This is a genomic window from Bacillus cereus group sp. RP29 (assembly GCF_040459765.1).
GTDB lineage: Bacteria > Bacillota > Bacilli > Bacillales > Bacillaceae_G > Bacillus_A > Bacillus_A paranthracis.
On the sequence record NZ_JARVHN010000001.1, the window covers coordinates 4,800,001 to 4,812,132 of the forward strand.

Genomic DNA, 12,132 nt, shown 5'->3' on the forward strand with positions numbered 1-12,132 from the left:
TGGCTTTTTAGCTGTTATCGCTAGTACAGTCGTTTATTTTTGGATTGGTATGTTATCTACTAAAACTGTACAAATTATTTGTCCAAGCTGCGATAAACCTACAAAAATGCTCGGTCGTGTCGACGCATGTATGCATTGCAACCAACCTTTAACAATGGATCGAAATCTAGAAGGAAAAGAATTTGATGAAAAATATAATAAGAAGAGCTATAAATCATAGGCACATATGAGTACAGTAAGGAAAATGTATCCTTACTGAGCTAAACAGTAAAAGGTGATTTCTTGGTTAAGAAATCACCTTTTGTATTTATTCTTAATTAAATTAGATCTCCACTGAACATTTTAACTCCTTCTGAACCTAACGTAATTCCCATATATAATAAAGAAAGAGGTTGACGTAAAGCCGTCAGCCTCTTTCTTTATTATATATTACGCCTTATGACACTCTGGACAAACGCCATAAATTTCTAAGCGATGACTATTAATAACGAAGCCTGTTGTTTTTGCAGCTTCCTCTTCAAGTTGTTCCAAACCTCCATAAGGAAAATCAACAATTTTACCACATTTTTCACAAATCACATGATAATGTTGACTTGTAACATAATCAAATCTACTTGAAGCGTCTCCATAAGTTAATTCCTTTACAAGCCCAACCTCTTTAAATACACGTAAGTTATTATAGACAGTTGCAACACTCATATTTGGAAACTTACCTTCTAATGCTTTATAAATATCATCCGCTGTTGGGTGCGTCATTGATTCCACAAGGTACTCTAAAATAGCATGACGCTGTGGAGTAATGCGTACACCCGTATTTTTCAGCATTTCTAGCGCTTCTTTTAATTCTTCTTTGACCACCGTCATGCACCCCGATTCTATACGGATTATTATTTTATAATTCTTATAAAGAGTGTACTCCTTTTCTTATAAATCGTCAATATTTCTACTATAAGTATGTGGTTTATTTTTGTATATAGCCCTATTCTTATGTATCTTTCCCTATTTTTTATGCATTTACAATAGAAAAAAAGTGCGACATAATCGCACTTGGAATACTATCATCTGAGGAGGTATGCCCTACACTTCACTTTATGTAAGACAATAAAATATGTATAGACACTCGCCTTACTTCTATATATTTTATCTCCACAATGGATTTACTTTATATAAGAAAGAACATCTTCAATATGTCCCTTCACTTTCACTTTACGCCACTCTTTTACAAGCTCACCGGCTTTATTAATCAGGAATGTAGAGCGCTCAATTCCCATGTACTCTTTCCCAAAGTTCTTTTTCAATTTCCAAACATCGTATAATTCTGCTACTTTATGATCCTCATCTACTAAAAGTGTAAATGGAAGTTCATGCTTCTCAATAAATTTCAAATGTCTATTTGCCGAATCCGGACTCACTCCAAGAATAACCGTGTCCTTCTCTTGAAATAATCCATAAGAATCACGGAAATCACACGCTTCAGTTGTACACCCTGGAGTCATATCTTTCGGATAAAAATATAGAACTACATTTTTCCCACGAAAATCAGCTAAGCGAACTTGTTCCCCGTTACTTCCCTCTAATGTAAATTCTGGAGCCATTTCTCCTACTATAACCATTGTTATCACTCCTATTCTTTTCTTTTACTATAACAAATGCTTCCTTATTTTTCATTGTCTATTACAGACCTCATCACGAAAGCAAACGGTAATGTATATCCAATTAGCGCTTCTCCAATTGCAATCCACCGCCCAATTCCAATTGGAGATATATCACCATATCCAACAGACAATAAAGTAACTGCGCTAAAATATAAACAAATTTCAACGAGTTGAAAAGAGTGAGCGTTTAAGCTTTCTCCATCCTCTTTCAAAACTGCAAAACCCATTTCTTCTAATACAACATAACTTAATCCAAACGCAATTAGTACAGTTGTATAAATCAAAAATAATGTGGCTAGATTATACAGCGAAAAAAAACGCGTTGAATCTGAATAGGAACTCCATAACAATTGGACACTTCTCAAAATAGCAATTGCTACAATTAATAGAATAAATCCCCATAACATGTCCTCCACCTCATTTTATATGTATGAGACAGCCATTGGATTTATCCCTTAGAAACAAACAAGCTTTTATAATTAATTCCCTGCACCACGGTACCTTTTTACCCCTTGATTCCAAAGAGTAATTGCAATCGTAAAACAGATAACACCAACGAGCGGTGTTGCAAATGCATAGCTATTCCACTCTGTTTTTCTTAAAAAGTACGCTGCTGGATACACTCCGACAAACGCAAATGGTAAGACAAACGTTAAAATGAAGCGAATCACACGGTTATAAATATTAACAGGATAGCGGCCATAATTCCCTATGTTATACATTAGCGGCATAATCGAACTTTTCGCGTCCGACCAAAAACCAAGACTTGCAAGGGTAACAAATATTCCTCCGTATACAAGTGCGCCCCCTCCTACCATCAACAAGAATAAGAAGATATCGTACCAGTAAAAAGATAATTGCAACTCCACTGCTGCGTAGCCCATTACAATCATTCCCGTAATTGCTCCAATTAAAGATTCAAGCTCCATTCTTTCTAAAATAATTTGAAATAAACTATGAATCGGTCTCGTTAATATGCGATCCATTTCTCCTTTAATAATGTAACGATCATTAAAGTCCCATATGTTAAAGAAAGCTGAGAAAATGGCAAACGGCACTAAAAAGAAACCATAAATAAAGATGACTTCTTCTCTACTCCAACCTTTTAATGCTTGCGTATGTCCAAACACAACAAGAATAAAGATTAAATTAACAGCCTGTAGTGATAAATCAGAAAGTAATCCAACGATAAAATCGCCCCGATACTCCAATTTTGTTTTTATATATTGACTTGCATATTGCAAAAATAGTTTTATATATATCATCTCATCATCCCCCTTGTACAATTAGACGTTTTCTCGCCGTTCTCCACATGAGTACAATCGGAATAATAAGTACAATGGCCCAAATTACTTGGAATAATAATGCCTCATACAATTTACTTCCTTGTATACCTTCTGAGAAAATCATACTCGGAATATAACTAATAGCCTGAAACGGTAAAAACATCATTGCCTTTTGGGCCCATAACGGATAAAAACTAATTGGTAATAATAGACCTGAAAACAAATCAATAACAACACGTTTTGCATACATAATTCCACTATTATTAAATAAGAAGAATGTGAGCATTCCCGTCATTAAATTAATTTGTGTATTAATAATAAAACTAAATATTAAAGATAAGAAGAAATATAACCACGTTTGAAAGTTCGTTGTAATTTGCAATGAAAATAATAAGGTAACGATGACCATACCCGGAATGGAAAAGAAGGCAAAGCGAAATATTCCTTCACCAAGACCTTGCATCACTTTCATCCCTAAATAGTTATATGGACGTATCAGTTCTACCGCTACACGTCCTTCTTGAATCTCCATCGCAATTTCCCTGTCTATATTATTAAAATAAAAAGCACGTGCCATCCACGCAATTGCGATATACGTAGTCATTTGCGAAATAGATAAACTTTCAATATTCTCTTTTCCGCTATAAATTGCTTGCCATAAAAAATAATACGCACCGATATTAATCGTATAAATTAAAATCCCGCTATAATAATTTGTGCGATACGCAAGCATCATTAAAAAGCGAATTCGAATCATTTCAATGTACTTACCCATGTTTAATACCTTCTTCATAAATGTTACGAATAATTTCCTCTGTAGACACTTCGTTAATTTTTAAATCTTTAATTTGAAAGGCTTGTACCACTTTAGAAATAAGCATTGAAATAATAACTTCTTCATTCGGTATTTTGGCAATCCACGCGTTTTCCTCTTTCGCTTTCGACCAAACGACATGACTATCTGGCATAACCATTGATAAAGCCTGATAGGAAACTGGTGCGACAAACTGAAAATGTATTTCCTTCTCTGCTCCCCACTGCGTACGAAGATTATGTAAAGAACCGTCATACATAATATTTCCTTCATCCAGCATGATAACGCGCTCACATAATGCTTCAATATCAGTAATATCATGGGTTGTTAATAAAATTGTTGTTTTATAACGTTCATTCATTTCTTTTAAAAATTCACGTATTTTCAATTTCACAAGTACATCTAGCCCAATTGTTGGTTCATCTAAAAATAATAACGGTGGATTATGAATTAATGCCGCCGCTAATTCACAGCGCATTCTTTGACCTAAAGATAACTTTCGAACTGGCTTGTCTAACAAAGGACCAATATCTAACGTTTCGATTACGTGCTCCATATGTTCCTTATACTGAGCGTCTGAGACACCGTACACTTTTTTTAATAAACGAAACGATTCTTGCACGGCAATATCCCACCAAAGCTGCGAGCGTTGACCGAAAACAACACCAATTGTTCTTACAAATTCTTCCCTCTGCTTATGTGGGTTCATCCCATTTACTAAAATGTCTCCTGATGTCGGAGTCAAAATTCCCGTAAGCATTTTAATTGTCGTTGATTTACCGGCACCGTTCTCACCGATATATCCAACCATTTCACCTTGTTTCACAGTAAAAGATACATCATTTACTGCTGGTACTATTTTATAATTACGATTTAATAAATCGCGAAATGCACCCTTTAAACCTGGACGACTTGAATAGGCTGTAAATTCTTTACGTAACCCTTGTACCTCAATTACCGATTTCATAACCGGACCCCCTTCCTAAATGTCACAACGAATAGTTTACCCAACTGCCTTCTCTATCACAAACAATACGTCTTTTCGAAAAACATGTTAGAATAATACATAGATTTTTGTAAGGAGATGAATGGTAGTGAAATTCACAAAATCAGAAGCATTACATAAAGAAGCTTTAGAACATATCGTTGGCGGTGTTAATAGTCCTTCTCGTTCTTTTAAAGCAGTTGGTGGCGGCGCTCCTGTTGCTATGGAACGTGGAAAAGGTGCTTATTTCTGGGATGTAGACGGAAATAAATATATCGATTATTTAGCAGCATACGGTCCTATTATTACTGGACATGCTCACCCGCACATTACAAAAGCAATTACAACAGCTGCTGAAAATGGTGTACTTTACGGAACTCCAACAGCGCTAGAAGTAAAATTTGCAAAAATGTTAAAAGAAGCAATGCCTGCATTAGATAAAGTTCGCTTCGTAAACTCTGGTACTGAAGCTGTAATGACAACAATTCGTGTCGCTCGCGCTTACACAGGCCGCACAAAAATTATGAAATTCGCTGGTTGTTACCACGGTCATTCTGATTTAGTACTTGTAGCAGCTGGATCTGGCCCTTCTACACTAGGAACTCCTGACTCAGCGGGTGTACCACAAAGTATCGCTCAAGAAGTTATTACCGTTCCATTTAATAATGTAGAAACTTTAAAAGAAGCATTAGATAAATGGGGACATGAAGTAGCAGCTATTCTTGTAGAACCAATCGTTGGAAACTTCGGTATTGTAGAGCCAAAACCTGGCTTCCTTGAGAAAGTGAATGAACTTGTTCACGAAGCTGGTGCACTAGTAATTTATGATGAAGTTATTACTGCTTTCCGCTTCATGTACGGTGGTGCTCAAGACTTACTTGGCGTAACACCAGACTTAACAGCGCTTGGTAAAGTTATTGGCGGCGGACTTCCAATCGGTGCTTACGGTGGTAAGAAAGAAATTATGGAACAAGTTGCCCCTCTTGGACCTGCATATCAAGCTGGTACAATGGCAGGAAATCCTGCTTCTATGGCATCTGGTATTGCTTGTCTAGAAGTTCTTCAACAAGAAGGGCTTTATGAAAAATTAGATGAACTTGGTGCAATGCTTGAAAAAGGAATTTTAGAGCAGGCTGAAAAACATAATATCGATATTACATTAAACCGCCTAAAAGGCGCTTTAACTGTATACTTCACAACAAATACAATTGAAGATTACGATGCAGCACAAGATACAGACGGAGAAATGTTCGGTAAATTCTTCAAGCTTATGCTGCAAGAAGGAATTAACTTAGCACCTTCTAAATACGAGGCATGGTTCTTAACGACAGAACATACAAAAGAAGATATTGAATATACAATTGAAGCTGTAGGTAGAGCATTTGCTGCTTTAGCAAACAATAAATAATCCCGCCATTAAAAGGAAAAAAGAAAGCACACCTTTCTTTTTTCCTTTTTTCTATTTCATAAATCCCTCATTAATAGTATAATTATTCATAATTATCTGTTTAATTTTATTTTATATCCTTACTATCTTTGTATACAAGGCTGCTCACGCCTCAAATAGTAAGATTATTCAAACTTTCATAAGAGGGGGGATTGACGGATGCTCAATAAAACAAACACATGGACACCGTCTTTATTTCGAGATTACAAAAATGCGGAACACGATGCGTGTGGAATCGTTTCCGTTATGGAGAAACGAAAAATTCCTACAAAAGAAAATATTGACCTTTGCATACAATCGCTCGTCAAAATGAATCATAGAGCTGGTTTCATTAATGGCGAAGGCGATGGAATCGGTATTCACATTGATGTACCAAAATCACTTTGGAATGAAAAATTAAAAAGTAGCGGATATAATCCAACGATCGTGGATCATCCCCACTTTATCGTTGGACATTTTTTTCTAAACAAAAACGAAAATATAGTTAATTTAAAAAATCATATTCGTACACAACTAAATAACGAAAACTTTGCAATTCTTTTCGAAAGTGATGATGTAATCAACTCCGATGCACTCGGTCCACTTGGTAAACAAGAAGAACCTTTATTTTGGCAAGTTGCTCTTATCGCAGAAAATGAAGTTACAAATATTGAGCAAACATTATTTACAGTAACGATAAAAATAGAAGAAAATGAAGCGATTCATGTTGCTTCCTTAAGTCGTGATCACGTTGTATATAAAGTTCTCGGTGCTGGGGATACACTTGTTGCCTATTACAATGATTTACAACACCCACTTATTGCTTCAACTATGACACTAGGACATAATCGCTATTCTACTAATACATTATCTAACTTCTTTCGTGTACAACCATTTAGTATCCTCGGACATAATGGTGAAATTAACACAATTGCAAAATTACGCGATCAAGCTGAAATGATTCACGTTCCACTTACTGCTGGGGGCAGTGACTCCCAAGATTTAAACCGCACCTTAGAAACTCTACTTGTTCAATACAACTACAGTTTATTTGAAGCAATGGATATACTATTCCCGCCAATTATTAATGAAATTAAACTTTATGAACCACATCTACAAGATTTATATACGTATATACGTGAAGCATGGGGCCATTTTGCACAAGGTCCAGCTGGCATTATTTCACGTTATAAAGATGAAGCTGTTTTCAGCGTGGATTCCCTCGGGCTACGACCAGTATGGAAAGTAGAGACAGAAAGCTCTTATATTTTCTCTTCTGAACCTGGAGTTGTATCCCCAACTGAATATGTAGCAGAACCAAAACCACTCGCTCCAGGGGAAAAAGTCGGACTAAAGTGGAATGAACAAGATGAGCTTGTTCTTTATGAATATGACAAATACCAAGCTCAAGTATATGACCGTTTTAAAAAACGAGTGGATACTAAAGATTATCATTTAAACTTATCTACCCCTGAAACGAAAGAAATCCAAGGATTATGTGATTCTATGCAAGTTGATACAAAACAATACGTTGCTTTCGGATGGGATCGTGAACATATTCAGCTTCTTGAACAGATGGCAACAAAAGGTGTTGAACCAATTCGCTCACTTGGGCATGACTCACCACTCGCTGCACTTGATACTGATAGACGAAATATCGCTGACTTCATTAAGGAAAGTGTAGCTGTTGTTACAAATCCAGCAATCGATCGCGATCGAGAAGTTGAACACTTCTCCACCCGAACGATACTTGGCAAACGTCCAAGTTTATTGGCTGATGCTAAACAGCCATTTGTAGTTGAGATGCTTTCCCCAATCATTTTAGAAGGAAGTGTAGCACAATCTATTGTAGAAGAATTACACACAATTACGTACGAGCAACTTATACAACTATTCAATACTCATAGCTCTATCGCTACAATCTCTGCTACATTCAGTCAGGCAGAAACTTTACAATGTGCCTTAAGTCGAATTAGTTCTGAAGCGATAACAGCCGTGAACGATGGAGCTTCCCTATTATTAATAGACGATGCTGACGCTCACCTAAATGGACGATTATGGATTGATCCGCATTTAGTTACCGCGAAAGTACATCAAGTATTAAGCGAAAATAAATTACGCCGAAACTGCTCTCTCGTTATACGTTCTGGTGCCCTTCGCTCCTTACACGATATCGTCACACTGTATGGATTAGGAGCAGATAGTATCAATCCATATTTACTATTTGCAACCGTAAATGATGGGACAAAAACACCAATTACGAATTTATATCATGCACTTAATAAAGGACTGGAAAAAGTCATTTCAACAATTGGAATTCATGAATTGCGTGGTTACGGTCGCCTCTATTCTTCTATCGGGTTACATGAAGAAATCGCAAATATATTGCAAATTACAAATTTCTTAGGTTCAAATGATTTAGCTTTTTCTCTTGAATCACTTGCTGAAGATGCACAAATGCGAGCGAACGATTATAACAATCCTAAAGTTAGAATGCGAAAATCTTTTCATATATTCCCGCGAATTTGGAAAGCAATCGGCGATGTTGCAAAGGGAAACTCTTATGATGATTACCGTGAAAAATTAAGTGAATTAGAAGAAAATAACCCAATCGCAATTAGACATCTTGTTCAAACGAAAGAAACAAAACATGTCGTTCCGGCTGAAGAAGTGTCCATCAGTATTCAAAATCATGATTTACCATTTATTATTAGTTCCATGTCATTCGGTTCTCAAAATGAAATTGCCTTTCGTGCATATGCAGAAGCAGCCGATCAGCTAAATATGATTAGTTTGAACGGTGAAGGCGGCGAAATTAAAGATATGATTGGAAAATATCCACATACACGTGGACAACAAATCGCGTCCGGACGATTTGGCGTAAACGCCGAACTACTCAATTCATCAAACTTAATTGAAATAAAAATTGGGCAAGGTGCCAAGCCTGGTGAAGGTGGACATTTGCCAGGTTCAAAAGTAACAGCCAAAATCGCTGAAGCGCGTAATGCTACAATTGGCTCTGATTTAATTTCACCTTCTAACAATCATGATATTTATTCCATTGAAGATTTAGCTCAAATGATTACAGAAATTAAAACGGCTAATCAACTTGCAAAAGTAGCTGTAAAAGTTCCTGTCGTCCCTAACATTGGAACAATTGCTGTCGGTATCGCTAAAGCTGGTGCTGATTTTATTAACATTAGCGGATTTGATGGTGGTACAGGTGCCGCACGTATTCACGCATTGCAACATGTAGGGCTTCCTGTAGAAATTGGTGTGAAAGCCGCTCACAATGCTTTATTAGAAGCAAATATGAGACATAAAGTAGAAATTTGGGCTGATGGTGGTATTCGAAGTGTGAATGATGCCTTGAAAATTATGCTCCTTGGAGCAAACCGCATTGGATTTGGTACATTATCCATGATTGCAATTGGCTGTACAACTTGCCGCGGATGTCATCTAGATACTTGCCACGTTGGAATCGCAACACAGATTGAATCTGAAGCTCAAGCGAAAGAACACGGATTACGCCGCTTCGTCCCGCGTGAATTAGAAAGCGCCGTGGCTGGATTATTACATTTATTCACTACTTTTGGCGAAGAACTAAAACGATTAACAGGAAATCTCGGCTATACAAATTTACAAGAAATTGTCGGGCGTTCCGATTTATTAGAACAAGTTCGAGGCAAAAATTTATTAAACTTATGTAATTTACTACAAACGATAGAACATCCATCTGGTACAAAAACAGAACACGTACTAGAAAAACAATTTGAAACAATTCATTCTCCTCATTCAAAAGAATTAGTAGGCGTTGGCGTAGAGCAACGCGTTATGGGTGGTCTAGAATCTTGTTATCGCGTTCGTAGTAAATTATATGAAGACACGAAGCTTGAACCACTTACATTAAAGTATACGAATGGCTCGATTCCTGGAAATGGATTAGGTGCTTACAATAGTGAGAACTTATTTATACACGTAAACGGCGGCGCACAAGATGGTATTGGTAAAACCTCCTTTGGTGGTGGTATTTATATAACAAAAGCAAAAGGAAAAGACGGTCTATATTATAACGGTTCTGTCGGAAAAGGTTTTGGATACGGTGCACAAAAAGGGGCGCTATACGTTCAAGGTAACGCTGATGCTCGCGCTGGCATTCGCCTCTCTGGAGCAGACATGATAATTGGCGGACGCATGATAAAGCCACTCCGCGAAAAAGAACAAGGGAATATAGGAGCATACTCTAATATTAAAGGTTTCGCTTTTGAATATATGACAAATGGGCGCGCGCTTGTTTTAGGAGATCCTGGTCCATGGATTTGTGCTGGTATGACTGGCGGTGTTGTTTATTTACGCCATGATTCAAGCTTAGGTTTAACAGAACAGGCCTTAAAAAGAAGAATCGCAAAAGGAGCAAATGTTACATTACAACCACTTAGTAAAAATGGTGTGCAAGATGTGACCGAGTTATTACTAGATTATATCCGTGTATTAAATGAACATGAGCAATACGAGGAAGTTGCTTTATTGACACCGTTATTCGATGATATGCAGCAACAGTTTTTTGAAATCATCCCGAAAAAAGAGCAGGCTGATCCATCTATCTCAACAGAGTGATATGCCTAATTTTCATCTTCAAGAAAAAAATTGACGAAGTACACTTCTCATAGTAATCTATAGTAACAATTTGAAACCTGCTGAAATTCAGCAGGTTTTTTTACTAAAAATTGATGTTTAAAAAGAATTAGGAAAAAGTATAAAATGAATCTTAATTTCTTATTAACGTCACTAAAATATCACTTGCTAACATATTGTAATGAATGTATAGTATCATGTTGTACATTCATTATGACAAGAGAAAGGATCTTATTAAGGGTATGAAACTTGGTGCTCGCATTTTAAAAACGGGTATTGCCATCACATTAGCTTTATTTGCTTGTATTTTACTTAACTTACCGAGTCCAGTATTTGCGGGAATCTCAGCTATCTTCGCTGTTCAACCGTCTGTATACCGTTCGTATTTAACTGCACTTGAACAAATTCAAGCAAACGTCATTGGTGCGGTATTCGCTATCGCATTCGCTACTGCTTTTGGACATAATCCTTTTATTATTGGATTAACATGTATATTAGTAATTGCTCTTACATTGCAATTACGATTAGAAAACACAATATCAATTGCTTTAGTAACAGTTATCGCTATTATGGAGTATCAAGGTGAAGATTTCTTTAGTTTTGCCTTACTTCGATTTGCGACGATTATGGTTGGAATTATTGCGGCTTCACTTGTAAATTTAGTGTTTATGCCGCCAAAATACGAAACAAAGTTATATCATCGCATCGTTGATAATACAGAAGAAATTGTAAAATGGATTCGAATGAATAGCAGGCAAGCTTCTGATTTTACAACATTAAAAACTGATATTGATCGTATGAAAGAAAAAATGATCAAATTAAACCATTACTATTTGCTGTATAAAGAAGAAAGAAGCTATACGAAAAAAGTAAAGTTCGCAAAAATTCGTAAGCTTGTTTTATTCAGACAAATGTTAGCGACGACAAGTCGTGCTTTAAGTACGTTAAAATCATTACATCGTACTGAAAACGAACTGCGCTATATGCCAGAAGAATTCCAGGAATCTATTCAGAACGAACTTGATTCATTAACACATTATCATGAACAAGTTTTATTAAAATTTATTGGTAAAGCAAAAAAACAACAATCTGTTGAAATGCTTGATGAAGTTGAAACAGGTAAACAGGAATTAATTGATATCTTTATGGAATATCAAAACAAGGATGATGAAGAGGCATATAAAACATGGCTACATCTCTTCCCTCTTATTTCTGCTATTATTAACTATAGTGAAGAAGTAGAGCATTTAGATTTACTTGTGGATAGCTTCTACACATACCATAAACCAGAAGCAGAACTCAAAATCGATGATAAAAAAGAAGACGAATAA

At 36.3% G+C, this 12,132-nt stretch carries 10 protein-coding genes (1 of these 10 only partly in view); 4 read left to right on the plus strand and 6 right to left on the minus strand.

What is annotated here, in order from left to right:
- Positions 1 to 220: the 3' portion of a YgzB family protein gene (locus QCI47_RS25460; protein WP_000025063.1), read on the plus strand. The gene continues 137 nt to the left of window position 1, outside the view; 220 of the gene's 357 nt are visible here — the last part of the coding sequence; its start codon lies off the left edge, out of view; the stop codon is at positions 218 to 220.
- A gap of 209 nt (positions 221 to 429) precedes the next feature.
- Here QCI47_RS25460 and perR read toward each other — a convergent pair whose 3' ends face one another.
- The 6 genes from perR to QCI47_RS25490 all read right to left on the minus strand — a co-directional run bounded on the left by perR (position 430) and on the right by QCI47_RS25490 (position 4,722).
- A complete protein-coding gene (gene perR, locus QCI47_RS25465; protein ID WP_000237831.1) occupies positions 430 to 858 on the minus strand; it encodes a peroxide-responsive transcriptional repressor PerR in 429 nt (142 codons plus the stop codon).
- A 299-nt stretch (positions 859 to 1,157) separates the two neighbouring features.
- Positions 1,158 to 1,613 (minus strand): thioredoxin-dependent thiol peroxidase, encoded by a 456-nt coding sequence (gene bcp, locus QCI47_RS25470; RefSeq protein WP_000237200.1) that lies wholly within the window; start codon positions 1,611 to 1,613, stop codon positions 1,158 to 1,160.
- A gap of 44 nt (positions 1,614 to 1,657) precedes the next feature.
- Positions 1,658 to 2,062, minus strand: coding sequence for a potassium channel family protein (locus QCI47_RS25475; protein ID WP_000964357.1), 405 nt, complete (start codon positions 2,060 to 2,062; stop codon positions 1,658 to 1,660).
- Between the two features lie 72 nt (positions 2,063 to 2,134).
- Positions 2,135 to 2,920, minus strand: a complete 786-nt coding sequence (locus tag QCI47_RS25480; RefSeq protein WP_000639354.1) for an ABC transporter permease — start codon at positions 2,918 to 2,920, stop codon at positions 2,135 to 2,137.
- A gap of 4 nt (positions 2,921 to 2,924) precedes the next feature.
- The gene (locus tag QCI47_RS25485) at positions 2,925 to 3,716 is read right to left on the minus strand and encodes an ABC transporter permease (RefSeq protein ID WP_000521517.1); all 792 of its coding nucleotides are present in this window, start codon (positions 3,714 to 3,716) and stop codon (positions 2,925 to 2,927) included.
- Positions 3,709 to 4,722 carry an ABC transporter ATP-binding protein gene (locus QCI47_RS25490; RefSeq protein WP_000843642.1) on the minus strand — a complete coding sequence of 338 codons (1,014 nt, stop codon included), beginning with the start codon at positions 4,720 to 4,722 and terminating at the stop codon, positions 3,709 to 3,711. The genes QCI47_RS25485 and QCI47_RS25490 overlap by 8 nt, the downstream gene beginning before the upstream one ends.
- A gap of 121 nt (positions 4,723 to 4,843) precedes the next feature.
- Between QCI47_RS25490 and hemL the strand changes: the two genes are divergently transcribed.
- The 3 genes from hemL (at position 4,844) to QCI47_RS25505 (ending at position 12,132) form a co-directional block, all read left to right on the plus strand.
- Positions 4,844 to 6,148, plus strand: coding sequence for a glutamate-1-semialdehyde-2,1-aminomutase (gene hemL, locus QCI47_RS25495; protein WP_000260535.1), 1,305 nt, complete (start codon positions 4,844 to 4,846; stop codon positions 6,146 to 6,148).
- Between the two features lie 198 nt (positions 6,149 to 6,346).
- Positions 6,347 to 10,783 (plus strand): glutamate synthase-related protein, encoded by a 4,437-nt coding sequence (locus tag QCI47_RS25500; protein WP_144533266.1) that lies wholly within the window; start codon positions 6,347 to 6,349, stop codon positions 10,781 to 10,783.
- A 260-nt stretch (positions 10,784 to 11,043) separates the two neighbouring features.
- Positions 11,044 to 12,132: an aromatic acid exporter family protein gene (locus QCI47_RS25505; RefSeq protein WP_000765784.1), complete on the plus strand. Its 1,089-nt coding sequence runs from the start codon at positions 11,044 to 11,046 to the stop codon at positions 12,130 to 12,132.

What these genes read in the sequence shown, in the direction of transcription:
- bcp (WP_000237200.1), bottom strand. Translation starts at nt 1,613, where the DNA reads ATGGTTATAGTAGGAGAAATGGCTCCAGAATTTACATTAGAGGGAAGT.
- QCI47_RS25475 (WP_000964357.1), bottom strand. Translation starts at nt 2,062, where the DNA reads ATGTTATGGGGATTTATTCTATTAATTGTAGCAATTGCTATTTTGAGA.
- QCI47_RS25480 (WP_000639354.1), bottom strand. Translation starts at nt 2,920, where the DNA reads ATGATATATATAAAACTATTTTTGCAATATGCAAGTCAATATATAAAA.
- QCI47_RS25485 (WP_000521517.1), bottom strand. Translation starts at nt 3,716, where the DNA reads ATGGGTAAGTACATTGAAATGATTCGAATTCGCTTTTTAATGATGCTT.
- QCI47_RS25490 (WP_000843642.1), bottom strand. Translation starts at nt 4,722, where the DNA reads ATGAAATCGGTAATTGAGGTACAAGGGTTACGTAAAGAATTTACAGCC.
- hemL (WP_000260535.1), top strand. Translation starts at nt 4,844, where the DNA reads ATGGTAGTGAAATTCACAAAATCAGAAGCATTACATAAAGAAGCTTTA.
- QCI47_RS25500 (WP_144533266.1), top strand. Translation starts at nt 6,347, where the DNA reads ATGCTCAATAAAACAAACACATGGACACCGTCTTTATTTCGAGATTAC.
- QCI47_RS25505 (WP_000765784.1), top strand. Translation starts at nt 11,044, where the DNA reads ATGAAACTTGGTGCTCGCATTTTAAAAACGGGTATTGCCATCACATTA.